The 25769-nt window shown below is 74.1% G+C and carries 24 protein-coding genes; 14 read left to right on the top strand and 10 right to left on the bottom strand.

What is annotated here, in order from left to right:
* Nucleotides 1-417: 417 nt before the first annotated feature.
* On the top strand, nt 418-1851 hold the full coding sequence (locus AC6I72_RS17480) for an alpha,alpha-trehalose-phosphate synthase (UDP-forming) (protein ID WP_498001794.1): 1434 nt from the start codon (nt 418-420) through the stop codon (nt 1849-1851).
* Between the two features lie 43 nt (nt 1852-1894).
* On the opposite strand, the gene otsB is transcribed toward AC6I72_RS17480, so the two are convergent.
* The 3 genes from otsB to AC6I72_RS17465 are packed head-to-tail and all read right to left on the bottom strand — an operon-like array spanning nt 1895 to nt 4406.
* Nucleotides 1895-2764, bottom strand: coding sequence for a trehalose-phosphatase (gene otsB / locus AC6I72_RS17475; protein ID WP_498001793.1), 870 nt, complete (start codon nt 2762-2764; stop codon nt 1895-1897).
* A 50-nt stretch (nt 2765-2814) separates the two neighbouring features.
* Nucleotides 2815-3075, bottom strand: a complete 261-nt coding sequence (locus AC6I72_RS17470; protein ID WP_037857011.1) for a DUF3263 domain-containing protein — start codon at nt 3073-3075, stop codon at nt 2815-2817.
* Between the two features lie 59 nt (nt 3076-3134).
* Complete coding sequence (locus AC6I72_RS17465) at nt 3135-4406, bottom strand: ABC transporter substrate-binding protein (RefSeq protein WP_498001791.1); 1272 nt, start codon at nt 4404-4406, stop codon at nt 3135-3137.
* A 105-nt stretch (nt 4407-4511) separates the two neighbouring features.
* Here AC6I72_RS17465 and AC6I72_RS17460 point away from each other — a divergent pair, with 105 nt between their 5' ends.
* The 3 genes from AC6I72_RS17460 to AC6I72_RS17450 all read left to right on the top strand — a co-directional run bounded on the left by AC6I72_RS17460 (nt 4512) and on the right by AC6I72_RS17450 (nt 7813).
* Nucleotides 4512-5471 carry an ROK family protein gene (locus AC6I72_RS17460; RefSeq protein ID WP_498001790.1) on the top strand — a complete coding sequence of 320 codons (960 nt, stop codon included), beginning with the start codon at nt 4512-4514 and terminating at the stop codon, nt 5469-5471.
* A 7-nt stretch (nt 5472-5478) separates the two neighbouring features.
* Complete coding sequence (gene nagA / locus AC6I72_RS17455) at nt 5479-6621, top strand: N-acetylglucosamine-6-phosphate deacetylase (protein ID WP_498001788.1); 1143 nt, start codon at nt 5479-5481, stop codon at nt 6619-6621.
* 262 nt (nt 6622-6883) lie between these two features.
* On the top strand, nt 6884-7813 hold the full coding sequence (locus AC6I72_RS17450) for a 1-phosphofructokinase family hexose kinase (RefSeq protein ID WP_498001786.1): 930 nt from the start codon (nt 6884-6886) through the stop codon (nt 7811-7813).
* 16 nt (nt 7814-7829) lie between these two features.
* Here AC6I72_RS17450 and AC6I72_RS17445 read toward each other — a convergent pair whose 3' ends face one another.
* Both AC6I72_RS17445 and cdgB read right to left on the bottom strand, forming a co-directional pair.
* Nucleotides 7830-8792, bottom strand: a complete 963-nt coding sequence (locus AC6I72_RS17445; RefSeq protein ID WP_498001785.1) for a carbohydrate-binding protein — start codon at nt 8790-8792, stop codon at nt 7830-7832.
* Nucleotides 8793-8911: 119 nt separating this feature from the next.
* A complete protein-coding gene (gene cdgB / locus AC6I72_RS17440) occupies nt 8912-10582 on the bottom strand; it encodes a diguanylate cyclase CdgB (protein WP_498001783.1) in 1671 nt (556 codons plus the stop codon).
* Between the two features lie 367 nt (nt 10583-10949).
* Between cdgB and AC6I72_RS17435 the strand changes: the two genes are divergently transcribed.
* The gene (locus tag AC6I72_RS17435; protein WP_498001782.1) at nt 10950-11534 is read left to right on the top strand and encodes a flavin reductase family protein; all 585 of its coding nucleotides are present in this window, start codon (nt 10950-10952) and stop codon (nt 11532-11534) included.
* Between the two features lie 186 nt (nt 11535-11720).
* A complete protein-coding gene (locus AC6I72_RS17430; RefSeq protein ID WP_498001781.1) occupies nt 11721-12290 on the top strand; it encodes a GNAT family N-acetyltransferase in 570 nt (189 codons plus the stop codon).
* A gap of 96 nt (nt 12291-12386) precedes the next feature.
* Here AC6I72_RS17430 and arfB read toward each other — a convergent pair whose 3' ends face one another.
* Nucleotides 12387-12824, bottom strand: a complete 438-nt coding sequence (arfB, locus tag AC6I72_RS17425) for an alternative ribosome rescue aminoacyl-tRNA hydrolase ArfB (protein ID WP_498001780.1) — start codon at nt 12822-12824, stop codon at nt 12387-12389.
* Between the two features lie 201 nt (nt 12825-13025).
* Between arfB and AC6I72_RS17420 the strand changes: the two genes are divergently transcribed.
* Complete coding sequence (locus tag AC6I72_RS17420) at nt 13026-13601, top strand: TerD family protein (protein ID WP_366723911.1); 576 nt, start codon at nt 13026-13028, stop codon at nt 13599-13601.
* Nucleotides 13602-13717: 116 nt separating this feature from the next.
* Nucleotides 13718-14233: a GNAT family N-acetyltransferase gene (locus AC6I72_RS17415; protein WP_498001779.1), complete on the top strand. Its 516-nt coding sequence runs from the start codon at nt 13718-13720 to the stop codon at nt 14231-14233.
* A 60-nt stretch (nt 14234-14293) separates the two neighbouring features.
* On the opposite strand, the gene AC6I72_RS17410 is transcribed toward AC6I72_RS17415, so the two are convergent.
* Nucleotides 14294-15733, bottom strand: a complete 1440-nt coding sequence (locus AC6I72_RS17410; RefSeq protein ID WP_498001778.1) for a M1 family metallopeptidase — start codon at nt 15731-15733, stop codon at nt 14294-14296.
* A gap of 6 nt (nt 15734-15739) precedes the next feature.
* Here AC6I72_RS17410 and AC6I72_RS17405 point away from each other — a divergent pair, with 6 nt between their 5' ends.
* Nucleotides 15740-16240 (top strand): hypothetical protein, encoded by a 501-nt coding sequence (locus tag AC6I72_RS17405; RefSeq protein WP_498001777.1) that lies wholly within the window; start codon nt 15740-15742, stop codon nt 16238-16240.
* 197 nt (nt 16241-16437) lie between these two features.
* Here AC6I72_RS17405 and AC6I72_RS17400 read toward each other — a convergent pair whose 3' ends face one another.
* Nucleotides 16438-17127, bottom strand: a complete 690-nt coding sequence (locus AC6I72_RS17400; RefSeq protein ID WP_498001776.1) for a pentapeptide repeat-containing protein — start codon at nt 17125-17127, stop codon at nt 16438-16440.
* Here AC6I72_RS17400 and AC6I72_RS17395 point away from each other — a divergent pair.
* Nucleotides 17126-18448 (top strand): NAD(P)-binding protein, encoded by a 1323-nt coding sequence (locus tag AC6I72_RS17395; protein ID WP_498001775.1) that lies wholly within the window; start codon nt 17126-17128, stop codon nt 18446-18448. The genes AC6I72_RS17400 and AC6I72_RS17395 overlap by 2 nt on opposite strands.
* Nucleotides 18449-18587: 139 nt before the next feature.
* The gene (locus AC6I72_RS17390; protein WP_498001774.1) at nt 18588-20129 is read left to right on the top strand and encodes an MFS transporter; all 1542 of its coding nucleotides are present in this window, start codon (nt 18588-18590) and stop codon (nt 20127-20129) included.
* A 133-nt stretch (nt 20130-20262) separates the two neighbouring features.
* On the opposite strand, the gene AC6I72_RS17385 is transcribed toward AC6I72_RS17390, so the two are convergent.
* Together AC6I72_RS17385 and AC6I72_RS17380 are read right to left on the bottom strand one after the other, a co-directional pair.
* Nucleotides 20263-21699 (bottom strand): NAD(P)/FAD-dependent oxidoreductase, encoded by a 1437-nt coding sequence (locus AC6I72_RS17385; RefSeq protein WP_498001773.1) that lies wholly within the window; start codon nt 21697-21699, stop codon nt 20263-20265.
* Nucleotides 21700-21708: 9 nt separating this feature from the next.
* Entirely contained in the window at nt 21709-22374 is a 666-nt protein-coding gene (locus AC6I72_RS17380; RefSeq protein WP_498001772.1) for a rhomboid-like protein, read from the bottom strand.
* 10 nt (nt 22375-22384) lie between these two features.
* Between AC6I72_RS17380 and AC6I72_RS17375 the strand changes: the two genes are divergently transcribed.
* From AC6I72_RS17375 to AC6I72_RS17365, 3 genes are all read left to right on the top strand, one after another.
* On the top strand, nt 22385-23305 hold the full coding sequence (locus AC6I72_RS17375) for an aminoglycoside phosphotransferase family protein (RefSeq protein ID WP_498001771.1): 921 nt from the start codon (nt 22385-22387) through the stop codon (nt 23303-23305).
* A gap of 235 nt (nt 23306-23540) precedes the next feature.
* On the top strand, nt 23541-24599 hold the full coding sequence (locus tag AC6I72_RS17370) for a right-handed parallel beta-helix repeat-containing protein (RefSeq protein WP_498001770.1): 1059 nt from the start codon (nt 23541-23543) through the stop codon (nt 24597-24599).
* Between the two features lie 74 nt (nt 24600-24673).
* Nucleotides 24674-25702 carry a methyltransferase gene (locus AC6I72_RS17365; RefSeq protein ID WP_498001769.1) on the top strand — a complete coding sequence of 343 codons (1029 nt, stop codon included), beginning with the start codon at nt 24674-24676 and terminating at the stop codon, nt 25700-25702.
* The last annotated feature ends 67 nt before the right edge of the window (nt 25703-25769 follow it).

Genomic DNA, 25769 nt, shown 5'->3' with positions numbered 1-25769 from the left:
CGCGGCCGGGAGCTGATGCGGGCCGCCGGACGGGTGACCTGAACCCGCGCCCGGCCGCCGGACGGGGGCGGGACCCGGTGCCGGGCCGCCGGACGCGGCCGGGAGCTGATGCGGGCCGCCGGGCGGGGTGACCTGAACCCGAAGCGGGCCAGGGCCGAGGACCGCCGTGCGGCGATGGCCGGTACCTGGTGCGCGCCGCGGGGCGGGCGGTCCGCACCTGCACCGGGCCCCCGGACGGGTGGCCTCACCGGAGGGGGCCGCGGGGCGGGTGCCCGGGCCCTGGTGCGGGCCTTCGCGCGGGTGACCGGACCCGGGTGCGGGCCGCGACCGGACGGGTGGCCGGGACCGGGCCCGCGGCGGGGGCGGGCCGCCGCCGCGTACGTTTGAGCGTTCGAAAGCCGGGCTAGGTTGAGGACCATGGCTGCAACGCACGGTGCCGAAGTGCTGGTCGCGTCCAATCGCGGGCCGGTTTCGTACGATCTGCGCGAGGACGGCTCCCTGCACGCGAAACGCGGCGGCGGAGGGCTGGTCTCCGGTCTCTCCGCGATCGGCCCGGACGCGGGCGCGGTCTGGGTGTGCGCCGCGCTCGGCGACGCCGACCGGGAGGCCGTACGGCGCTTCGAGGACGGCCGGCGGCTGCCGGCCGAGGACACCGGCGGCCAGCGGGTGCGGATGCTCGACATCGCCCCGGACGTCTTCTCCGACGCCTACAACGGCATCGCCAACTCGGTGCTGTGGTTCGTCCACCACATGCTCTACCAGACCCCGCTGGAGCCCGTCTTCGACGCGGAGTTCCGGCGCAAGTGGGCCTCGTACGAGGCCTACAACCGGGCGTTCGCCGAGGCGCTGGCCGAGGAGGCCGCCGAGGGCGCGGCCGTGCTCGTGCAGGACTACCACCTCACGCTGGTCCCGGGCATGCTGCGCGATTTCCGGCCGGATCTGCGGATCGGGCACTTCTCGCACACGCCGTGGGCGCCCGTGGACTACTTCCGGATGCTCCCCGACGACATCGCCGAGCAGGTGCTGCGCGGCATGCTGGGCGCGGACCGGCTCGGCTTCCTCACCCAGCGGTGGGCGGACGCCTTCGCGCAGTGCTGCGAGACACTGGCCGGCGGGCTCGGCGGCACCCGCGTCGGGGTGCACGGACTCGGCGCGGACGCGGAGTTCCTGCGCGAACGCTCGCACCGGGCCGACGTCAAGGAGCGGATGGCGGCGCTGCGCGAGGAGATCGGCGCCGCCCCGGACGGCGGGGCCCGCCGGACGATCGTCCGGGTGGACCGCACCGAGCTGTCGAAGAACATCGTGCGCGGGCTGCTGGCGTACCGGCAGCTGCTCCAGGACCGCCCCGAGTGGCGCGAACGGGTGGTGCACGTCGCCTTCGCCTACCCCTCACGGCAGGACCTCGCCGTCTACCGGGAGTACACGGCCGAGGTGCGGCGGCTGGCGGAGGAGATCAACGAGCGGTTCGGCACGCCCGGGTGGACGCCGGTCGTCCTGCACGTCAAGGACGACTTCGCCCGCTCGCTCGCGGCCTACCGGATCGCGGACGTGGCGCTGGTCAACCCCATCCGGGACGGGATGAACCTGGTCGCCAAGGAGGTCCCGGTGATCTCCGACTCGGGGTGCGCGCTGGTGCTGTCCCGGGAGGCGGGCGCCTACGCCGAGCTGGGCGAGGACGCGCTGGTGGTCAACCCGTACGACGTGGCGGGCACGGCGGCGGCGCTGCACGAGGCGCTGAGCATGCCCGGCACGGAACGGTCCGAACGCACGGGCCGCCTGGCCGCGGCGGCCACCGCGCTCCCGCCGGCCCAGTGGTTCCTGGACCAGCTGCACGAGCTGAACGCGGGCTGACCCGGTCCTCCACCGCCCCGGGCGCCCGCGCCGGCCCCGGGGCTCAGGCGTGCGCCGCCAGGGCGCCGAGGAGTTCCACCACTCCCGCCGGGCCCGGGACCACCAGGTCGGCCCGCTCGGACAGTTCGGTCACCTCCGTGCTGCCGCTGCACACCAGGACGCCCGGCAGACCGTCGGAGCGGAGCTTGTCGAGGGCGGTGAAGGCGGGCAGGTCGCCGAGGTCGTCCCCGGCGTAGAGGACGGAGCCCGCGCCGAGGCCGCGGACGAGGTCCAGGAGGGCGACGCCCTTGTCCATGCCCGGCGGGCGCAGTTCGAGGACCATCCGGCCGGGTTCGACGATCAGGCCGTGGCGGGCGGCCAGGCCGGCGAGGGGTTCGCGCAGGGCGTCGAAGGCGGCCTGGGGGTCCTCGGCGCGGCGGGTGTGCACGGCCAGGGAGCGGCCCTTCTCCTCGACCCAGGTGCCCTGCCAGGCACCGATCCGGTCCAGGAAGCCGGGCAGCTCGGCGCGGACGGCGGCGACGCCGGGGTGCGGGGCCGGGGCGGTGACGGTGCCGGTGGCCGCGTCCCAGCGTTCGGCGCCGTAGTGGCCGAGGACGACGAGGTGGTCCAGGCCGGGGACGCCGGCGAAGCCGCCGTGCCGCACCGCCACCCCGGCGGGGCGGCCGGTGACCACCACCACGGCGGCCACCTTCGGGGCGAGCGCGGCCAGGGCGGGCACCGCGCCCGGCTGCGCCCTGGCCTGGTCCGGGTCGGGCACGATCGGTGCGAGCGTGCCGTCGAAGTCGAGCGCGATCACCGCGCGCTCCGGCCGCGCGAGCAGCGCGGCGAGCCCGTCCCGTCCGGCCCGCGTGACGGGTGTCGGCAGGGCGGGGGCGTCGGGGGCGGGGTTGGTCGAGTCGGTGTCGTGGCCCATACGCCGAACCTATCCACACACGGCCGGGCCCACTCCTCGGCGGCCGCGGCTCAGCGCTCCGACCGTCGCGCCTGACGCACACGGCGCAGCCGGTTGACGGTCACCGGGTCGTGCGCCAGGGCGCGCGTGTCGTCGAGCAGGGCGTTGAGGAGCTGGTAGTAGCGGACCGGGGAGAGCCCGAGTTCCTCGCGTATCGCGCGCTCCTTCAGGCCGGGGCCGGTGAAGCCCCGCCGCTCCAGGGCGAGGATCTCCCGCTCCCGCAGCCCGAGACCCGGCTCCCGCTCGCCGCCCGCGTCGTCGTCCACGTCCATACGGGCACGGTAACCCCGGCCACCGACAACGCGGCGGGCGGAGCCCGGACCCGGCCGGCTCAGCCCGCGTTCTCCCTGGCCTCGGCCTCCGAGGCGAGGGTCTGGAGCTGGTTGAGGACGCCCGTCGGGTCGCCGCCGGGGGTGACCGTGCCGCCGATGCGCTTCTTGACCTCGGCGCTGACCTGCGCCCAGGACGTCTTGCCCGCCGGGTAGAGCTGGGCGAGGGACAGTTCCTGGAGGAACGGCCACAGGTTCTTGTCCTGCGGGGCCGCGGCCATCGCCTCGGAGGCGGAGGTGGTGACGGGCAGCAGGTCGTACTCGCGGGAGAAGTCCAGGACGTTCTTCTCGCTGTAGACGAAGTCGAGGAAGTCCCCGATCTCCTTCTTGTGGCCGCCCTTCTTGAAGGCCATCATCCAGTCGGTGACGCCCATGGTCGCCTTGGGCGTGCCGTCCCTGCCCGGCACCGGCACCATGCCGAACTTCACGCCCGCCTGCGTGGCCTTCTTCATCAGCGTGGGGTGGCCGTTGAGCATGCCGACCTGGCCCTTGGCGAAGGCGTCGAAGGCGTCGGCGCGGTTGAGCTTGCCGGGCGCGACGGGACCGGTCAGGCCCTTGCCGACCAGTTCGTCCTTGAGCCAGGTGAACGTCTCGGCGTTCTGCGGGGAGTTGATGGTGTACGTGCCGATGTCGTCGGTGTAGCCGGCGCCGCCGCTCAGCAGCCACTGCATCGTCTCGGCCTGCGCCTCCTCGGGGCCGAGCGGCAGCGCGTAGGGGTACTTCACGCCCTTGGCCTTCAGCGCCTCGGCGTCGGCGGCGAGCTGGTCCCAGGTCCTGGGCGGGGTGAGGTCCGCCTGGGAGAAGAGCGTCTTGTTGTAGAAGAGCACGCGGGTGGAGGCGGCGAACGGGATGCCGTACTGCAGGTGGCGCACCTGCCCGGCCTCGGAGAGCTGGTCGAGGAAGTCGGCCTGCACGGCTATGGAGAGCAGGTCGTCCGCCTTGTAGAGCAGGTCCTGGGAGGCGTAGTCGGCGTACGCGCCGATCTGGGCCATGTCCGGCGGGTCCCCGGCGTCGACCATCTCCTTGACCTTGCGGTCGACGTCGGTCCAGGAGTAGACCTTGACGTCGACCTTCACCCCGGAGTGCTGGGACTCGTAGTCACGGGCCAGCCTGTCCCAGTACTTCTGGGAACCGTTGGCCGAGGAGTCGCCGTAGTCGGCGGCGACCAGCTTGAGGGTGACGTCGGAGGATCCGGTGCTCCCGCAGCCGCCGAGGACCGAGGTCATGCCCAGCGCGGACACCGCCGCGATCATTCCTGCCCTACGCCGCTGCACTGCGTTCCCGCCCCAACCGTCTCGCGTTCACCATGTGGACACGATAGGTCTACACCAGGCCAGTGGACTAGACCTCTCGCGGGTCCAAGGGCCACACTGTTCCGCGTGAGACACGTCATCGCGCTCGATGTGGGCGGCACCGGCATGAAGGCCGCACTGGTCGACGAGAACGGCGGGCTGCTCCACCAGGCGCGCCGGCCCACCGGCCGCGAGCGCGGCCCCGACGCCGTCGTCGAGGGCATCCTCGGCTTCGCCGCCGAACTGCGCGCCCTCGGCGCCGAGCGTTTCGGCCGGCCGGCCGCCGCGGCGGGCGTCGCCGTCCCCGGCATCGTCGACGAGGTGCGGGGCGTCGCCGCCTACTCGGCCAACCTCGGCTGGCACGACGTACCCCTGCGCGACCTGCTCGCCGAACGGCTCGGCACCCCCGTCGCCCTCGGCCACGACGTGCGCACCGGCGGCCTCGGCGAGGGCCGGATCGGCGCGGGCAAGGGCGCCGACCGGTTCCTGTTCGTCCCGCTGGGCACCGGCATCGCGGGCGCCATCGGCATCGACGGCCGGGTGGAGGCGGGCGCGCACGGCTTCGCCGGCGAGATCGGGCACATCGTCGTCCGGCCCGGCGGCACCCCCTGCCCCTGCGGCCAGCGCGGCTGCCTGGAGCGGTTCGCCTCCGCCTCCGCGGTCAGCCTGGCCTGGGCGACGGCGTGCGGCGATCCGGACGCGGACGCGGCGGACTGCGCCAAGGCCGTGGAGTCCGGCGACGCGCGGGCCCGCGCGGTGTGGCAGGAGGCCGTGGACGCGCTCGCCGACGGCCTGGTCACCGCGCTCACCCTGCTCGACCCGCGCACGCTCATCATCGGCGGCGGTCTCGCCGAGGCCGGCGAGACGCTCTTCGCGCCGCTGCGGGACGCCGTCCGGCAGCGGGTCACCTTCCAGAAACTCCCCACCATCGTCCCCGCGGCCCTCGGCGACACCGCCGGATGCCTGGGCGCGGGCCTGCTCGCCTGGGACCTCCTCGGCACCGCCGCGCCGGCCCCCTCTTCCCCTTCCACGACTGACCGGAGGTAGCCACCAGATGGCCCCCAGCAAGGTTCTCGACGGAGCCCGGGTGGTGCTGCCCACCGGGATCGCGGACGGCGGCCGTGTGGTCGTCGACGGCACGCGGATCGCCGCGGACGCCCCGCGCGGCGCCGAGACCGTCGACGTCACCGGCCACTGGCTGGTCCCCGGCTTCGTCGACCTCCACAACCACGGCGGCGGCGGCGCGGCCTTCTCCGGTTCGGCCGAGGACGTCATGACCGCCGTCCGCGCCCACCGCGCGCACGGCACCACCACCCTCGTCGCCTCCACCGTCACCGACGAGATGGACCTGCTCACCCACCAGGCCGGGCTCCTGTCCGAGCTGGCCGAGCAGGGCGAGATCGCGGGCATCCACTTCGAGGGTCCGTTCATCTCCCCGTGCCGCAAGGGCGCCCACTCCGAGGCGCTGCTGCGCCACCCGGACCCGGCCGACGTGCGCAAGCTGGTCGACGCGGCCCGCGGCCACGCCAAGATGGTCACGCTCGCCACCGAGCTGCCCGGCGGCCTGGACTCCGTCCGGCTGCTCGCCGAGCACGGCGTGATCGCGGCGATCGGGCACACCGACGCCACCTACGAGCAGACGGTCGAGGCGATCGACGCCGGAGCCACCGTCGCCACCCACCTGTTCAACGCGATGCCGCCGCTCGGCCACCGCGCGCCGGGCCCGATCACCGCTCTGCTGGAGGACGAGCGGGTCACCGTCGAGCTGATCAACGACGGCGTCCACCTGCACCCCGCCGCCCTGGAACTGGCCTTCCACCACGCGGGCGCCGCCCGGGTCGCCTTCATCACCGACGCCATGGACGCCGCCGGCTCCGGCGACGGCCGCTACCTGCTCGGCCCCCTGGAGGTCCAGGTCACCGACGGCGTGGCCCGGCTGGTCGAGGGCGGCTCGATCGCGGGCTCCACGCTCACCCTGGACCGGGCGCTGCGGCGCGCGGTCACCGTCGACCGGCTGCCGGTCGAGGACGTGGTGGCCGCGCTGTCCGCCAACCCGGCCCGGCTGCTCGGCATGGACGACCGCGTCGGCTCCCTGGAGCCCGGCAAGGACGCCGACCTGGTGCTGCTCGACGAGGACTTCGTCCTCAAGGGCGTCATGCGGCGCGGTGAATGGGTGGTCGACCCCCGGCTGGGCTGATCCGCCCGGCCCCGGGGCGGCGCTCCGTGCGGCGCTCGCGCGGCGCTCGTACAGCACGCGCGCGGTGCTCGTACGGTGCTCCGTCCCGCACCGCCGTGGCGCTCCGTGCGGTACGCGGCCGTCCGCCCCGGACGCCGTGACCGTACGGGGGGTGGGCGGTTCGCCGTCCGTTTGGCATGATCGAAGCTCCGGCGGACCGCCGGACCATCGTGACAGGCGCACGTGCGTGACGAGCGCACTTACTCGGGGGAGGCCGGCCCACGTGATCCTCACGGTCACGCTGAACACCGCTCTCGACATCACCTACCGGGTGCCGTCCCTGCGGCCCCACACCTCGCACCGCGTGTCGGAGGTGACCGAGCGGCCCGGCGGCAAGGGCATCAACGTGGCCCGGGTCCTGGCGGCCCTCGGCCACCAGGTGACGGTCACCGGCTTCGCCGGCGGTGCCACCGGGCGCGAGGTGCACGCCGGGCTCGCTGCCGAGCCCGGGGTGACGGACGCACTGGTCCCGGTGGCCGGCGCGACCCGGCGCACGGTGGCGGTGGTCGACGAGCACACCGGCGACACCACCCAGCTCAACGAGCCGGGCCCGCTCGTCACCGCCGCCGAGTGGTCCGCCTTCCAGGACGCCTACGAGGGCCTGCTGCCCTCCGTGGCTGCGGTGGCGCTGTGCGGCAGCCTGCCGCCGGGACTGCCGGTGGGCGCGTACGCGGGACTGGTGCGCGCCGCGCGCTCGGCGGGCGTGCCCGTCCTGCTGGACACCAGCGGGGAGGCGCTGCGCCGCGGCCTGGCCGCCCGCCCCGACATCATCAAGCCGAACGCCGACGAACTGGCCGAGCTGACCGGCTCCCACGAGCCGCTGCGCGCCACGCAGGACGCCCGCAGGCGCGGCGCCCGCACGGTCATCGCCTCCCTCGGCGCCGAGGGCCTGCTCGCGCACACCCCCGAGGGCATGTGGCGGGCCGCCCCGCCCGCCCGCGTCCACGGCAACCCGACCGGCGCGGGCGACTCGGCGGTCGCGGGCCTGCTCTCCGGCCTGGTGGAGAAGCTGCCCTGGCCGGACCGCCTGGCCCGCGCGGTCGCCCTGTCCGCGGCGACGGTGCTGTCCCCGACGGCCGGCGAGTTCGACCGCGCGGCCTACGAGAAGCTGCTGGGGCGGGTGGCGGTGACGGGGCAGGTCAGCGCGGCGTGAGGACCGCCCGCCAGGCTCAGGAGCCCCCGACCCAGCCCTTCACCAGCCACAGCTGGTCGAGGTAGGCGTCGCACTGGTCGCCCTGCTCGCACGAGATCTTGAGGGTGTTCGTGCCCTTGTTGAGCTGGAGCCAGTTGTAGGTCTTCGTCCAGCCCTTCTCGTAGTCCCCGTCGCCCGCGCCCGCCCAGTTCTTCAGCTTCACGGCCGTGGTGGACGGGGTGCCGTTGACCGTGAGGGTGGCCTTGCCGTCCTTGCCGGGCACGCTGTAGCCGATGTAAACGCTGTACTTGCCGTCCTCCGGTATGCCGTTGACCGTCCAGGTGACGGAGGCGCCGGGCTTGTCGAAGTTGTTGACGTAGACGCCGTCGGCCGCCTGGGCGCCCTTGACGTCGGAGGCGGTGGTCGCGCCGCCGCCCAGCAGCAGGGCCTTCGCGTCGATCTTCGGGAGTTCGCCGTCGGCGGCCACGCTGCTGCTCGGTGACGGGGCCGGACCGCTGCTCTGGGCAGCCGTGGGGGTCGAGCCGCCCGCCGTGGCGTCGCCCTTCTCGTCGGACTTGTCGCCGATCATGGCGACGCTGATGCCGATGACGACGGCGGCGACCACCGCGACGGCGCCGATCAGCAGGCCCTTGGTGTTGGGACCCCGGCGGCCACCGCCACCGCCGCTGCCCCGGCCCGGCTGCTGCCGGGGCGGCTGCGCGCCGCCCGGCAGGGTCTCCGGCGCGGCGTAGTGGGCGTTCGGCTGGCCGTAACCGCCCTGCTGCGGGACCTGGCCGTAGGCCGCCGTGGGGGCCTGCGGCGTCTGCTGCGTCTGCTGGCCGTACTGACGCTGGCCGACGGCGCGGACCCGGTTGACCGAGCCGGGGTAGCCGTAACCGCCGGAGGGCGGCTGGGCTCCGTTGGCCTGCCCGTCGGCGTACAGGTAGCCGAACGGGTCGTCGTCCTCGGGCGTGCTCGGGCCGTTTTCGCCGGGCGTCATCCCTTGGTCTCCTCAACAGTGCGGGTCGGGTGCAGTACGTCGTGAGATTGGACCGAGCCTACCCGCTCCCCTGGGGCCGAACGGGTGACTCACCCCGCACCCTCCCGCTGACCAGCGCTTTACCCGGCGCGCCTGTGCTGTTTGGGACGAGATCGTTTCTCGACGTACATCCGTTCGTCCGCGGACTTCAGCACTTCGTCCGCCGTCATCCCGCAATGTGCCCATCCGATGCCGAAGCTGGCACCGACCCGGACGGCCCGGCCCTCGGCGCGGATGGGCTGGATGATCTCGTTGCGCAGGCGCACGGCGAGGTCCTCGGCGTCGGCGCGGCCGAGGCCGTCGGCGAGGATCACGAACTCGTCGCCGCCGAGCCGGGCCACGGTGTCGCCGTCCCGCACGCCGTTGGACAGGCGCCGGGCCACCTCGATGAGGACGGCGTCGCCCGCGTTGTGCCCGAACCGGTCGTTGATCGACTTGAAACCGTCGAGGTCGCAGAAGAGGACGGCGAGCCCCTTGGTGCCGTCGTCCCGGTCGCCCTCGGGGGCGACGGTGTGCACGTGGTGGTCGTAGGCGTCGTAGGCCTGCGGGCCGGCGTCGAAGTCGAAGCCGTGGTCGTGTCCGGCGCCGGCGGTGGCGTACGCCGGGTGGCCGTACGCGGCGTCCAGGGACTCCAGGTCGCCGGGGAGCGCTGAGTGCGAGCGGCGGCACAGGCGCGCGGAGAGCCGGGAGCGCAGTTCGGCGGAGTTCGGCAGGCCGGTGAGGGAGTCGTGGGAGGCGCGGTGGGCGAGGTGCAGCTCGCGGCGCTTGCGCTCCTCTATGTCCTCGACGTGGGTGAGCAGGAAGCGGGGGCCGTCGGCGGCGTCCGCGACGACGGAGTTGCGCAGGGACACCCAGACGTAGGTGCCGTCGCGGCGGCCCAGGCGCAGCTCCGCCCGGCCGCCCTCGGCGGAGGTGCGCAGCAGGGTGCCTATGTCCTCGGGGTGGACGAGGTCGGAGAAGGAGTAGCGGCGCATCGCGGAGGCGGGGCGGCCCAGCAGGCGGCACAGGGCGTCGTTGGTGCGCAGGATCCGGCCGTGCTGGTCGCCGCCCATCTCGGCGATGGCCATGCCGGAGGGGGCGTACTCGAAGGCCTGCCGGAAGCTCTCCTCGCTGGCGCGCAGGGCCTGCTGGTCGCGTTCCAGCCGGACCAGGGCGCGCTGCATGTTGGCGCGCAGCCGGGCGTTGCTGATCGCGATGGCCGCCTGGAACGCGTACACCTGCAAAGCCTCGCGGCCCCAGGCGCCGGGGCGGCGGCCGCCCCGCGGCCGGTCCACGGAAAGCACGCCGAGCAGCTCGCCCGGGGAGCCGGCGGGTGCGCCGGGCGCGTACATGGGGGCGAAGAGGCGGTCGGAGGGGTGCCACTCGTCCTCGAAGCGGGGAGCGGGCCCGTCGGTGTACCACTGCGGGACGTCGTCGTCGTCGAGGACCCAGCCCTCGGTGTGCGGGATGAAGACCAGGTCGCCCCAGGCCTCGCCCATGGCCAGGCGGCGGTCCCAGGACTCACGGGAGCCGACCCGGCCGGTGATGAGGGCCTCGGCGGCGGGATTGCCGGAGAAGGCGGCCACGACGAGGTCGCCGTCGGGGCGTACGAGGTTGACGCAGGCCAGTTCGTAGCCGAGGCCGGTCACGACGCCGTCGGCCACGGTCTGCAGTGTGTCGGCCAGGCTGCGCGCGGTGTTCATGTCCGCCATGACCTGGTGCAGTTGCCGCAGGGTCGCAAGACGGACATAGGGCTCCGACTCGGTCTCCATGCTCGCCCTCCCCCCGAGACCTCGCAGTGAATCAAAGGGTTCTCTTCGGCGTATCGTGCCGTGCGGTCCACGCCACTGAATCACAGCGCGAAGCCCACTCGGTACACAGGGTCAACAATTCCCGCCCCTTGTGACTCAAGTCACAACTGAACGTGAGCAATTGAGTGGAGTTTCTGCTTTTTTCCGAAGTGTTCACTGAACGCAAACTTGTGCTGTGCGGCCATGATGCACGAGAGATCGCGGGAACGGGCTGGAATCGCTGGTTCCGATGAGCCGCGACGAGCGGGACGGTGGGTCCGCGGACCTAGGACCGGGTTCGGGCCAGGGGCCGATGCGCGGGGCACGGGCCGGTCATTAGCGTTGATGTGTGCTGAACACTTCCCCCGCCCCGTCCCGCGCCCTCGTCCCCGCCTCCCCCGGGCATGCTGAGGGGGTGACCGACGACGAGTTCCGTGCCGCGATGTCCCGCCTGGCCGCGGGCGTGGTCCTGGTGACCGCGCAGGAGCCGCCGCTCGACCCGGAGGACCCGCTGGCGCCGGGCGGGGAGGACGTGGGGATGACCGCGACGGCGTTCCTGTCGGTCTCCCTCGACCCGCCGCTGGCCCTGGTCAGCCTGCGCGAGGGCTCCCGCATGGACGACCTGCTCGCCGAGCAGCCGCTGTGGGCCGTGTCCGTCCTTGCCGAGAGCCAGCGGCACATCGCCGGCCGCTTCGCCATGAAGGGCCGCATCAGCGACCGCCTGCTCTTCGCGGACATCCCCTACGTCCGCGGCGAGGTGTCCGGCGCCCCGCTGGTGGGCGGCGCCCTGGCCACCCTGGAGCTGCGCACCGAGCAGCGGGTCCCGGCGGGCGACCACACGCTGGTCGTCGGCCGGGTCCTGTCCGCCCGGCTGCCGAGCGCACAGGGCGGCCCGCTGATGTACTTCCGCGGCCGCTACCGGCACCTGGGCTGACGCCGCGACCGGGGCCGCGGGGCGCGGTGACCGCGCGCGGCGCGGGCCGTTGGAGGCCCGTGATCCGGTGGCCGTGCGGGACACCGGCCGCCGGACGCCCGTGCTGCGGTGGCCGTGCGGCAGGCGGGCCGCCGGGCCTCCGTAATCCGGTGGCCGTGCGGCGCGCGGGCCGCCTACCGTGCGCGCATGACGACGCCTCCCGCGCCCGCCACCGCTCCGACTCCCTCCGCTTCCCCGGCCTCCGTCCCCGCGCCCTCGCCCCGCCTGGAGGAGATCACCCCCGGGAACCTCGACGCCGCGCTCGGCATCCGGGTCCGCCCGGCTCAGGAGCACGCGGTCGCACCGGTGGTGAAGTCCCTCGCCGAGGCCTACGTCCACCCGGGCACCGCGTGGCCGCGGCTGATCACCGACGGCGGGCGGCCCGTGGGCTTCCTGATGGCCTTCCTCGACATCGACTGGCACCTGGACGGCAGCGTGATCCGCTCCGGCCTGTGGCGGCTGAACATCGCGGCCGGGGAACAGGGCCGCGGTTACGGCCGGTTCGCGGTGCACGCCGTCGCCGCCGAGCTCCGCCGCCGGGGCGCCACCCGGATGTACGTCACCTGGCACCCGGGCCCGGACGGCCCGGAGCGCTTCTACCTGCGGCTCGGCTTCCGCCCGAACGGCGAGACGAGCGGCGGCCAGACGGTGGGCGTCCTGGACCTGACCGGGGAACCGGCCGATCCGGAAGCACCCGGCACCGCGCCGAGCGCCTGACGGCAGGAGCCAGGCGGGCCTGGCCCAGGGCGTGTTCCGGGAGCCTCGCCCGCCCCGCCCTCCGGACGGACGGCGGCGGTACTGCCGGAACACGCCCTACCCCCAGTCCCGCCCCGACCGCCCCCGTTTCGTCTGCGAGCGCTGTTTCTTCTCGCGCAGGCGGCGCTCGTTGATGCCGCGGGGGATGCGGGTGGGCCTGCGGGGCTGGGGCGGGGGTGCGGTGGCCTCGGCCAGGAGGGAGGCGAGGCGGACCGCGGCGGTCTCGCGGTTGCGCCACTGGGAGCGGTGCTCGGAGGCGCGGACGGTGACGACGCCGTCGACGAGCCGGCCCGCCAGCCGCCGCAGGGCGCGCTCCTTCCACACCTCGGGCAGCGCCTCGGTGCGCGCCAGGTCGAAGCGCAGTTCCACCTGGCTGTCGGTGGTGTTGACGTGCTGGCCGCCGGGCCCCGAGGACCGCGAGAAGCGCCAGGCCAGCTCGGCCTCGGGGAGCGCGACGGAGCCGCGGATGACATAGGGACCGGACATGCCCTCCATGGTCCCGCGCCTGTCCGGGTCACGTCACCGGGTTTTCCCGGACACCCGGCGCGGCGCGCCGTCCCGCCGCCGGTCCGGGCCGTTCGGGCCGGGCTTGGTAAAAAAGGTAAAGACATCCGGAACCATGGGGACCCCTCTCGGCGTTCCTAGAGGTGGCGGTAGCTTCGTCCGCACACGCAACGAGGGAAGGGACTCCCAACAATGGCTGTAAGCCTCTCCAAGGGCGGCAACGTCTCGCTCACCAAGGAAGCGCCGGGCCTGACCGCCGTCACCGTGGGCCTCGGCTGGGACGTCCGCACCACGACCGGCACGGACTTCGACCTGGACGCCTCCGCCATCGCGGTCAACGCGCAGGGCAAGGTGTACTCCGACGCCCACTTCGTCTTCTTCAACAACAAGCAGACCCCGGACAGCACCATCGTCCACACCGGTGACAACCGCACCGGCGAGGGCGCGGGCGACGACGAGGCGATCAACGTCAACCTCGCCGGGCTCCCGGCCGACGTCGACAAGATCGTCTTCCCGGTCTCCATCTACGACGCCGAGAACCGCAGCCAGAACTTCGGCCAGGTCCGCAACGCCTACATCCGCATCGTCAACCAGGCCGGCGGCGCGGAGATCGCCCGCTACGACCTGTCGGAGGACGCCGCCACCGAGACCGCCATGGTCTTCGGCGAGCTGTACCGCAACGGCGCGGAGTGGAAGTTCCGCGCGGTCGGCCAGGGCTACGCCTCGGGCCTGGTGGGCATCGCCCAGGACTTCGGTGTGAACGTCTGACGGACCGCCGCACCCCGGCCCCGGAGCCCGGACCCGCCGTCGCGGTTCCGGGCTCCGCCGCCTGCCCGTGCCGCGGGAGACCCCGGACGCCCCGGGCACCGCGATACGTTGCGCGCATGATCCTCCAGCCCCTGCCGTTCTCTCCCGACCACGGCCTGCCGCCCGGGCTGCTGGCCGAACTCACCGCGCTCTATGCCTCCCAGCGCGACTTCCACGCCCTCAGCGGCGACTTCCCCGACCCGGACGACATCCGCCCCGAGCAGGTCGCCACCGCACTCGCGGACGAGCTGGCCCACCCGGGCACGCAGGTGCTGCTCGCCCGCAGCGAGGGCACGCTGGTGGGCATCGCCGTCACCCTGGACCACCATCCCGACCCGGCCGACCCCGACCCGTGGATCGGCCTGCTGATGGTGGACGCGGCGGCCGGCCGCCGGGGCCACGGCAGACGGCTGGCGGCCCTGGTCGAGGACCGCTTCCGCGCGGCGGGCCGCACCGCCGTGCGCCTGGCCGTCCTCGACGGCAACCAGGCCGGCCTCGCCTTCTGGACCGCCCTCGGCTACGGCGTCCTCGACCACCGCGCGGACCGTGACCGGGGCCGCCCCTGCGCGGTGCTGCGCAAGGAACTGGTCTGAGGAGCGGCGCCCCGCGGACGACACCCCGCAGGGCCGGATCCGCCGGACCCGGCAGGCCACTCACGGGTGTGCGGGCCTGCCCTCGCCGTACAGCCAGTCCCGCCAGATCGCGCTGAAGTCCTTGCCGGGTGCCTTCTTCTCGACGTACGCCGTGAAGTCGGCGGTGGAGGCGTTGCTGTGGCGGTGGGCGGCGGCCCAGCCCTGGACGATGCCGTAGAAGGCGTCGTCACCGACCGTCTGGCGGATCTTGTGCAGGACCATCGCGCCGCGGTCGTACACGGGCGCGTCGGAGATGACCGCGGCGCTGCTCGGCCGGCCGGGCGGATAGGCCCAGACGTCCGTGCCGTTGTCGCCCTCGCCGCGGTAGACGGTGTCGAAGGTCTCCTGCGCGCTGGGGCCGTCGTGGTCCTCCGCCCACAGCCACTCCCCGTACGTGGCGAACGACTCGTTGAGCCACATGTCCCGCCAGCTCTTCGGGGTGACGGAATCGCCGTACCACTGGTGGACGAGTTCGTGGACGAGGGTGGTGGTGTCGGGGGCGCTGGGAAAGGCGGGACGGTTCTGGGTCTCCAGCGCGTAGCCGACACCGGCGACGCGGTCGACGATCGCCCCGGTGGAGGAGAAGGGGTACGGACCGAAGTTGTACTCCGCCCAGTCCATGATCTCGGGGATCTGCGCGAGCACCGGCTCGCTCGCCGCGGCCAGCGCGGGATCGACCGCCGTGTACACCGGCAGGCCGTTGCCGAGAGTGGACCGGCTCACCTTGAAGTCGCCGATCGCGACCGTGGCGAGATAGGTCGCCATCGGCTCGCCGGTGTGCCAGCGGTACGTCGTACGGCCCCCGCCGGTCGTCGTGCTCTTCAGTTCACCGTTGGAGACGGCCGTCAGCCTCCGGCCCGCGGGCACGCTGACGGAGATGTCGTACGTGGCCTTGTCCGAGGGGTGGTCGTTGCCCGGGAACCACGCCATCGAGCCGACCGGCTGTCCGAGGGCGAGGGCGCCGTCGGCCGTGGGCAGCCAGCCCTCCTTGGACCCGCCGGGGTCGGTGAGGGTGCGCGGGGTGCCGGAGTAGCGGACCGTGGTGCTGAAGGTCTTTCCCTCGGCCAGGTCGTCGTGCGGCCGGACGGTCAGTTCCTGCCCCGCCCGGTGGAAACGGGCGCCCCGCCCCTCGACGGTCACGCTCCCCACCTCCATCCCCTGGAGATCGAGGTCGAAGGCGGACAGGTCCTCGGTGGCGCGGGCGGTGATCACAGCCGTGCCGGTGAGGCGGCGGTGGTCCGGGTCGTAGGCGAGCGTGAGGCCGTAGTGGCTCACGTCGTACCCGCCGTTGCCCGCCCGCGGGAAGTACGGGTCGCGCAGGCCGTACCCGCCCGGCCGGCCGTGGACGCCGCCGTCGCAGGCGGTCAGCGGGAGGGCGCACAGCAGTAACGCGCCGGTGGCTCGGACAAACAGAGCGGTTCGGGACACGAGTGCGATCTTATGCGGCGGCCGTGACACCATCCCTTCGTGCTCGACATCGGCTACGCCCTCTCCAACCGCTTCCCCGACCCCCCGCAGACGGACTACCGCCGGGCGGACGTCCGCACCCTGCGCCACGACCTGTTCTGCGGCGACGTCTATCTGGCGGACACCAGGTCGGACCGGGAGCTGGCCACGGCCTGGGGCTGGGTGCCGGTGCTCGACTTCGCGTGGGCGCTGTGCGACATCGTGGAACAGGTGGACCGGGACCCGGCCGGTTCCCGGGCGGCCCGCCCCCAGCGGGCCGAACTGGACTTCACCGAGTCCACCGACCGCATGCTCTTCGAGCGCCGCTTCGGCTGGGTGGACATCGAGGCCGACTGGATGCCGGCCGAGGAGCCCCCGCTGTCCTTCTCCCACGCCGAACTGCGCCGGGAGGCACGCGACTTCCTGCACGACCTGATCGCCGACCTGTGCGATCTGCACGAGGACCTCGCGGAGAACCCCGCGCTGTGGACCCTCCAGGCCCGCTTCCCCCGCCTGCCCTGACCCCGCCCGCCCGGGCCACGGTGTCGCCGTCCTCACCGGTGCGACCGCCCGGCCGGCGGGCCCGGGCCGTCGTGAACCGCCCGGCCGGCGGCTCCCGCCGTTGCGACCGCCCGCGCGCCGCGCCCCCGGCGGCGCGCCTCCGCCCGCCGCCGGACTCCTGCCCGGCGCGCCGCCGTCCGGCACCGCGCCCACGCCCCTCAGTCCTCCACCCTCACCCCCAGCTCCGCCGCCAGCACCGGCGCCAGGTCGAGCAGTTGCCCCGTGCTGATCACTGCCCCCGCCAGCCGGTCCACGCCCCGCGCGATCTCCAGACGGGCGGCCCCGCGCAGGTCGACGTCGGTGAGCGCCGCCCCGCCGAAGTCGACGCCCTTGAGCACGCAGTCCACGAACTCGACCCGCTCCAGCCGGGCTCCCCCGAAGTCCGGCTCGACCAGGACGCAGCCCTCGAAGACCACGTCCCGCAGCCTGGCCTTGCGCAGGTTCAGGTAGTCGATCTTGCCGCCGCGGATCCGCACCCGCTCCAGCACCGCGCCGTGCGACTGCACCCCGCCGAGCCGGGCGTCGGTCAGCTCGACGTCGCGCAGCGTCGCCTCGGCGAGGTCCGTGCCGACGCCCCGTACGCCGGTGAGGACCGTGTCGAACAGGCGCGCGCGGCGCAGCGACGCGTCGTCCAGGACGCAGCCCCGCAGCGCGCAGTCCATGAACCGGGCGCCCGCGCCGTCCTGTCCGGCGAAGTCGGTCTCCTGGAACTCCAGCCCGTCGTAGTCGCCGTCCGGGGCCAGGCCCGCGCCCTCGTACCGCTCCAGCGCGGGCAGCCGCACCTCGGGCCGCCGCGCCGCCTTCACCCGCCCGCCGCCGCCCGTGCCGTCCGCCGCTCTCCTCGCCATGCCCCCATCGTGCACCCCGCCACTGACAACGCCCTGCGCACCCCGCCCGACCTGCGCGGACACCGGCGATGTCACAAACCGCGGCCCTCGGACGGTCGTACCGGGAAAGCCACCCGAGGACACCACGGGGGCGCCGGGAACGACAGAGGGAGAAGCCGTACCCATGCACCGCATCACCGTCATCGGCGGCGGGGTGGCCGGGCTGGCCGCCGCCGTCACCGCGGCCGAGGCAGGCGCCGAGGTCACCCTGCACGAGGCCCACCCCGCACTCGGCGGACGGGCCCGGACGGCGGACGCCCCCTACCGCACCAACGAGGGCCCGCACGCGCTCTACGACGGCGGCCCGCACTGGGCCTGGCTCAGGCAGCGCGACCTGATCGGACCGCTCGCCCCGCTGCGCCCCCTGGAGGCCGCCCGGCTGCGGCTGCGCCACCGCGGGAAGCTGCGCCGCACCCCGCCGCGGGCGATGCTCAGGCTGCTGTTGCGCGGCGCCTCACGGGCCCCGGTGGACACCGACTTCCTGACCTGGGCGACCGGGATCGCGGGCGAGGAGGGCGCCCGTGCCGCCGCGCACTACGCGGCCGTCGCCCTGTTCCACCACGACCCGGGCGCGCTGTCCGCCGCGTTCGTGCAGGAGCGGCTGCGGCGTGCCGCCAAGCTGCCGCCCGAGGCGCACTACCCGCGCGGCGGCTGGGCGGGCGTGGTGGACCGGATGGCGGCGCGCGCCTGGGACCTCGGCGTCCGCATCGAGACGCTGTCACGGGTCGACACCCTGCCCGCCGGCGGCCCCGTCGTCGTCGCCACCTCGCTGGAGGCCGCCCGCCGGCTGCTCGGCGACGACTCGCTGACCTGGCCGAGCGGCCGCACGGTGCTGGTCGACCTGGCGGTGCGCACCCGGCGCGGGGACGCGTTCGCCGTGTCCGACCTGGACGCGCCCGGCTGGATCGAGCGGTTCAGCGCGGCCGACCCCACCCTGGCGCCCGCCGGTGAGCAGCTGATCCAGGGGCAGGTCCCGGTCGCCCCGCACGAGTCCCGGGCCGACGGCTCGGCGCGGGCCGGGGAACTGCTCGACCTGGGGTTCCCCGGCTGGCGCGAGCGGGTCACCTGGCGGCGGGAGGCGGTCGCGAGCGGCCGCACCGGGGCGGTGGACCCGCCCGGCACCACCTGGCGCGACCGGCCCGCCGTCGACCGGGGCGACGGCGTGTACCTGGCCGGCGACCAGGTCGCGGCGCCCGGCGTGCTCTCGGAGGTGTCCTTCACCAGCGCTCTCACCGCGGTCTCCCTGGCCCTGGGCCGGCCCAGCCCCGCCCCGGCCCGCTGACCCGGCCGCGTCCCGGCCCCTCGGCCCGCTGACCCGGCCGGGCACCCGGCCCCCGGCTCCCCCTGACCGGGGAGCCCGCCCCGGCCGGTTCCGCCGACCCCGGGATGCGACATGTGCCGATTCATGCTGTTCTGACGGGATGAGTATCACCCGAAAAGGTGAATCCTCCGTCCTGCACCGGCACCCCCGTCCCCGGCACCAGCCCCGCCACGCGCGCCCCTCGGACGCGCACCGCTGGTGGGCGCTGGTGGTGATCGCCATCGCGCAGCTGATGGTGGTGCTGGACGCGACCATCGTGAACATCGCCCTGCCCTCCGCCCAGCGCGACCTGCACATGTCGGACGCCAACCGCCAGTGGGTGATCACCGCCTACACCCTCGCGTTCGGCGGGCTGCTCCTGCTGGGCGGACGCATCGCCGACCTGGCCGGGCGCAAACGCACGTTCGTCATCGGGCTCGTCGGCTTCGCCGCCGCCTCCGCGTTCGGCGGCGCGGCCACGTCCTCGGGCCTGCTCTTCGGCGCGCGGGCCCTGCAGGGCGCCTTCGCCGCCGTCCTGGCGCCCTCCGCGCTCTCCCTGCTGACCACGACCTTCACCGATCCGCGCGAGCGGGGGAAGGCGTTCGGGATCTACGGCGCGCTCGCGGGCAGCGGCTCGGCGATCGGTTTCATCCTCGGCGGCCTGCTGACCGAGTACCTGGACTGGCGCTGGTGCCTGTACGTCAACGTGCCCATCGCCGTCGTCGCCGTGCTCGGCGCGTTCGCGCTGCTGCACGAGCGGCCGGGGCACGCCGGTGCCCGGCTGGACGTGCCGGGCGCGGTGCTGGGCTGCGGCGGTCTGGTGGCCGTCGTCTACGGCTTCAGCGAGGCGCAGCCGCGCGGCTGGACGGACGCGCTGGTGCTGGCCCTGTTCGCGGCGGGCGCGGCGATGCTGGCGGCGTTCGTGTGGTGGCAGACGAGGGCCCCGGTGCCGCTGCTGCCGCTGCACGTCCTGCGCGAGCGCAACCGGGCCGGCTGCTTCCTGACCATGCTGCTGGCCGTGATCGGCATGTTCGGGCTGTTCCTGTTCATGACCTACTACCTGCAGGAGATCCTCGGCTACTCGCCGCTGCGGACCGGGCTCGCCTTCCTGCCGCTGACCGCCGCGATCGTCACCGGCTCCACCCAGATCTCGGCCCGGCTGCTGCACCACGTGGCGCCCCGTGCGCTCATGGTCCCGGGGATGCTGCTGGCGGCCGGCGGCCTGCTGCTGCTGACCCGGCTCACGGTGGCCTCGCGGTACACCAGCGAGGTGCTGCCCGCGCTGCTGCTGATGGGCCTCGGCATGGGCCTGACCTTCATGCCGGTGTTCGCCACCGCCACCGCGGGCGTCGCCGCGCGGGACGCGGGCGTGACCTCGGCGACCGTGAACACCGCGCAGCAGGTGGGCGGTTCGATCGGCACCGCGCTGCTCAACACGGTCGCCATCTCCAGCAGCACCGCGTACATCACCGCGCACCTGCGCGCCCCGGCGGACCGGGCCCGGGTGGTCCCGGAGGGCGTCGTGCACGGCTACACGGTCGCGATCTGGTGGGCGGCGGCCGTCATGCTCCTGGCCGGGCTGGCCGCCGGCCTGATGGTGACGGCCCGCGCGCCCAAGCACACCACGGCTGCGGAGGCGGTACCGGAGTCGGTGGTCCCATGAACCCGCGAGGGGCAGGGAGGGTTCCGAGTTCGCACCCGGAACCCTCCTCCTGCGCACGCTCGCCGGACGGACGCGTGCCCGCGAGGGGCGTGCCCGCGAGGAGGTGCGGCGCGGGGCCCGCGGCGGGCGCGCCTCAGTGCCGTCCCGCCACCCGGTCCGCGAGGCGGGCCAGACGGGAGGAGCGGGCGCTGTGGGTGAGGGCCTCGCGGCGGTCCGCCGTGCGGTAGGTGGCGTACATGCCCTGCACGCCCAGCCAGCGCAGCGGCTCCGGTTCCCACCTGCGGACCTTGTGCCCGACCCAGGGCAGTGCGGTGAGCGCGGTCGCGCCCGCCGCGCCGGAGTCGAGCCGGACCAGGTCGGCCAGGGTGCGGGCGGCCAGGTTGGTGGTGGCGACGCCCGAGCCGACGTAGCCGCCCGCCCAGCCGAGGCCGCTGCCGCGGTCCAGGGTGACGGTAGCGCACCAGTCGCGCGGGACGCCGAGGACACCGGACCAGGCGTGCGTGATCCGCAGCCCGGCCAGGGAGGGGAAGAAGCCGACGAGGATGTCGCGCAGGTCGCGGACGGTCTCCCGCTGGGTGCGGCCGTCGTTGTCGGTGCGCGAGCCGAAGCGGTACGGCACTCCGCGGCCGCCGAGCGCGATACGGCCGTCGGCGGTGCGCTGGGCGTACATGTAGGCGTGCGCCATGTCGCCGAGGGTCTCGCGGCCGTCCCAGCCGAGCGCCGCCCACTGCGCCTCGCTCAGCGGCTCGGTGGCGATCATCGAGGAGTTCATCGGCAGCCAGGTGCGCCGCTGGCCCTTGAGGGAGGCGGTGAAGCCCTCGGTGCAGCGCAGCACGTAGGGGGCGCGGACGGTGCCGTACGGGGTGAGGGCGCGGCGGGGGAGGATCTCGGTGACCGGCGTCGCCTCGTGGATCGTCACGCCCAGCGCCTCCACCACCGCGGCCAGGCCCTTGACCAGTTTGGCCGGGTTCAGTCGGGCGCCGTGCGGGGTCCAGGTGGAGCCGACCGCGTCGGCGACCCGGATCCGCTCGGCCGTCTGCCGGGCGCCGTACAGCTCGCGGTCCTTCTCGCCGTAGGACAGTTCGTGCTCGTGGAAGGCCTTCAGGCGGGCGAGCTGGGCGGGGGTGCGGGCGACCTCCAGGACGCCGCCCTTGTGGACGTCGGCCGCGATGCCCTCCTCGGTGGCGACGCGGATCACCTCGTCCACGGTGTCGTTCATCGCCCGCTGGAGCCGTACGGCGGCCTCGTGGCCGTGCAGTGCCGCGTACCGGTCGCGGCCGGCGACGCCGTTGTAGAGCCAGCCGCCGTTGCGCCCGGAGGCGCCGTAGCCGCAGAACTTCTGCTCCAGCACGGTGATCCGCAGGGACGGATCGGCCTTCTTCAGGTAGTACGCCGTCCACAGTCCCGTGTAGCCGCCGCCGACGATCACCACGTCGGCGCTCGCGTCCCCGGTCAGCGGCTCGCGCACGGCGGGGATGCCGTCGTCCGCGAACCAGAAGGAGATGCCGCCGTTCACGACGCCGCCGTTGCCTGTGCCGCCGCCAGCGGCATTCCTCGCCGAGCTGCTCATGGCCGGACGCTAACGCCTGGTGGGCGCCGGTGTCTCCTTCGGATTCCGTGCTTTTCCGGCGCCCTTGGCCAGCGGCCGGCACCCCAGGCCGATCAGCACGGCGGTGAAATGCCCGAGATCGGTGAAGGTGCGCCCGGCCAGCAGCGGCACCCCGAAGAAGACGAGCACGGCGGCGGCGTACGGATACCGCCAGGGCCTGCGGATCCGGTAGGTCAGCACGCCGGCCACCCCGGCGAGCGCGTAACTGACGCCCACGTCCAGGGTGTCGACCGCCGACGCGGGTGCCATCTGGCGGCCGATCGCCCACAGCAGCGCGCCCTCGCTGATCAGCGTGGCCAGCACGTGCGCGGCCACGCACACCAGCAGCCAGCGCAGGGTGCCCAGCCAGCGCTCGGCCTGCGCGTGGAAGAGCGAGTAGAGGGCGGCGTAGGGCAGCCAGCGCCCGCTCGGGATCCACATCGCGCTGGCGAAGAGCACCCGCACCGGGTTGTCCGACAGCTCGTGGATGTTCGTCGACCGCTGCCGCAGGAAGTCCTCCTCGAAATCCGGCGACATGCGGTGCAGGGCGACGGTGGTGACGAACAGGACCAGCAGCCAGACGTACGTCCCCGGGGCGGCGCGCACGTACGCCGCCACCGCCCCGAGCCCGCGCCGAAACCGGATGACCCCGCTCACACCGGCCAGTATGGTCGGCCCCGTGATCGAGGTGCCCGCCGAGCTGGCCGCTGCGCAGGAGAAGTTCAACGGCGCGGCGGGCCGGGCCTTCGTCGCCGGACTGCCCGAGCGGGCGGAGCGCTTCCTCGCGCACTGGGACCTGCGCCTGGACGGCCCGCCGATGCACGGGGTGTGCGCGCTGGTCCTTCCGGTGGTACGGGCCGGGGGCACCCCCTGCTCGCCGGAGCCCGGGGGAGGGACGCCGGCCGCGCTCAAGCTCCAGCCGCTGGACGAGGAGAGCGCGGGCGAGCCGGTCGCGCTGCGCGCCTGGGACGGCGACGGGGCCGTACGGCTGCTGGAACACGACCCGCCCACCTGCACCCTGCTCCTCGAACGGCTGGACGAATCCCGGATGCTCTCGGCGCTGCCGGACAGCCGCGCGGCCGTCGAGGTGATCGGCGCGCTCCTCGCGCGGCTCACCTCCGTGGCCGCCCCGGCGGGAGTGCGGCGGCTGGGTGACATCGCGCAGGCGATGCTGGAGCAGGCGCCGTGGGCGCTGCCGCGCGTGCCGGACACCGCCGACCGGCGGCTGCTCGCCGACTGCGCGGCGGCCGTGCGCGAGGTCGCCGGCGCCCCCGGCGACCGGCTGCTGCACTGGGACCTGCACTACGACAACGTGCTCGCCGCCGACCGCGAGCCCTGGCTCGCCATCGACCCCAAGCCGCTCGCCGGCGATCCCGGCTTCGACCTGATGCCCGCGCTCGGCAACCGCTACGACCCCGCCGAGACCCTGTGGCGCTTCGACGCGCTGACCGCGCGGCTCGGCCTGGACAGGGAGCGGGCGCGCGCCTGGACGCTCGGACGCGTGCTCCAGAACTGCCTGTGGGAGATCGAGGACGGCCGTCCCCTGGAGGCCGCGCAACTGGAGATCGGCCGGGCGCTGCGCGTCTGAGACGGGCGCCGGGGAAGCGGTCGCGCCGCACCCCCGGGCCGGGCACCCCGCACGTGGACGAGCGGACGCCCTGCGCACCTGGAGCGGGCGCCGGTCCCAGCGAGGCCCTGCGTGCCTGGAGCGGGCGACGTGCGGGAGGGGTTCGCGGGCGCGGGGCGCCGTCGCGCGGGGGTGACACGCCGCCGGATGGCCCATCGGGCAGTCCAGCGGGTCATCAGGTCATAGCGTACAGAATATGACGAAACGCCACATCTCCCTGCTGGTATGCGCCGCGGCACTCGTCGGCTCCGGCGTGGCCGCCGCCGCGCCGGTCTCGGTGCCGGCGACGCACCTGGTCCACCCCGGGGAATCGATCCAGAAGGCGGTGGACGCCTCGCGGCCCGGCGACACCGTGCTGGTGATGCCCGGCACCTACCACCAGAGCGTCAAGATCACGACGCCCGGCCTGACCCTGCGCGGCACCGGCCGCTCCACCGTCCTGAAGCCGGCCGCGAAGGCCACGGACGACTGCGGCAAGCGCGGCAACGGCATCTGCGTGGCGGGCACCAAGTCCAAGCGCCTCATGGGTGTCACCGTCTCCCACCTGATCCTGACCGGCTACTCCCGCGCCGGCCTGGTCTCCGTGGGCGCCGACGGACTGACCGTCCGGCACGTGACCTCCGACAGGAACGGCGTCTGGGGCTTCGCCGAGGAACGCTCCGAGCACAGCACCTACGAGCGGGACGTCGCCCGGGACAACGGCGACGCGGGCATCTTCCTCGCCAACACCATCACCGCCGAACAGGGCGCCGCCGACTCCAAGGAGACGCTGGTCGCGCACAACCTGCTGGCGGGCAACCGGATCGGGGTCACCGTCCGCCGGCTGCGCAACCTCACCGTCGCCGCCAACGAGGTCACCGGCAACTGCGCGGGCGTCTTCGTCGTCGGCGACGAGAACAAGCCGAAGGCCGGCGCGCTGACCGTGCGCGACAACCGCGTCCTGCGGAACAACAAGTACTGCGCCAAGACCGACCGGCTGCCCTTCCTGCAGGGCTCCGGCATCGTCCTGACCGGCGCGGAGAAGAGCGAGGTCACCGGGAACCTGGTCACCGGGAACTCGGGCACGTCCCCGCTGTCCGGCGGCATCGTCCTGTTCAAGAGCTTCGTCGGCGCCACCAACGACGACAACCGGATCACCGGCAATTCGGTGACCGGCAACGCCCCCGCCGACCTGGTCAACCAGGAGAGCACCAAGCGCGGCAACACCTTCCAGCGCAACTCCTGCCGGGCCTCCAGGCCCGCGGGGCTGTGCTGAACCGCCGCACTCCGATCCGCACCACCAACGCCACCAGCGCCACCAGCACACCCCCGATGGAAGGAAGGCGGCACATGACGACCGCTCAGACCGCCCCACCGCCGTCCATGCGGCTCAGGGAGCTCGTGTTCGGGGCGGCATGTGCCGCCGCCCTGCGCGCCGCGGCCCGCCTCGGCGTCGCCGACGCACTCGGCGAGACCCCCCTGACCGCCGAGGACCTCGCCGCCGCGGTGAAGACCGAACCCAAGCCGCTGGGCCGCCTGCTGCGAGCCCTGACCTGCTACGGCGTCTTCGAAGAGCGCCCCGACGGCACCTTCGCGCACACCGACATGTCCCGGCTGCTGCGCGAGGACGACCCGGGCAGCCTGCGCAACATCTCCCTGTGGTGCACCGAACCGTGGACCTGGGACGCCTGGCCGAAGCTCGACGAGGCCGTGCGCACCGGCCGCAACGTCGTCGAGGACCTGTACGGCAAGGAGTTCTTCGTCTACCTCAACGAGGACGCCCCCGAGTCGGCGGACGTCTTCAACCGGGCCATGACGACCTCCAGCAAGCAGTCCGCCCGCGACGTCGCCGAACTCCTCGACCTGTCCGGCGCCGCCTCGGTCGCCGACATCGGCGGCGGCCAGGGCCATGTGGTGGCCAGCCTGCTGGAGAAGTACCCGCGGATGCACGGCACCCTGATGGACCTGCCGCGCGTCGTCGACAACGCCGACCCGCGGCTGCGCGAGGGCGGCGCGCTCGCGGACCGCGTGAGCATCGTGCCCGGCGACTGCCGCGAGGCCGTCCCGGTCCACGCCGACGTCTACATCATCAAGAACATCCTGGAGTGGGACGACGACTCCACCGCCCGCTGCCTGCGCAACGTCATGCAGGCCGGCGGCGCCAAGGCACGGGTCGTCGTCATCGAGAACCTCGTCGACGACACGCCCTCGATGCGGTTCAGCACCGCCATGGACCTGCTGCTGCTGCTCAACGTCGGCGGCGCCAAGCACACCACGCGGTCCATGGTGACCCGCCTGGAGGCGGCCGGCCTGGTCATCGACGACATCAGCCCGGTCAACCCCTACCTGCACGCCTTCGACTGCACCGTCCCCGCCTGACCCACCCCGGCACCCCTGCGACGACGGCCGCCGGGCCCGCGACCTCGCGGGCTCGGCGGCCGTTGTC

The sequence above is a fragment of the Streptomyces sp. Xyl84 genome (genome assembly GCF_059731885.1).
This window is presented reverse-complemented; position numbering and strand designations above follow the sequence as displayed.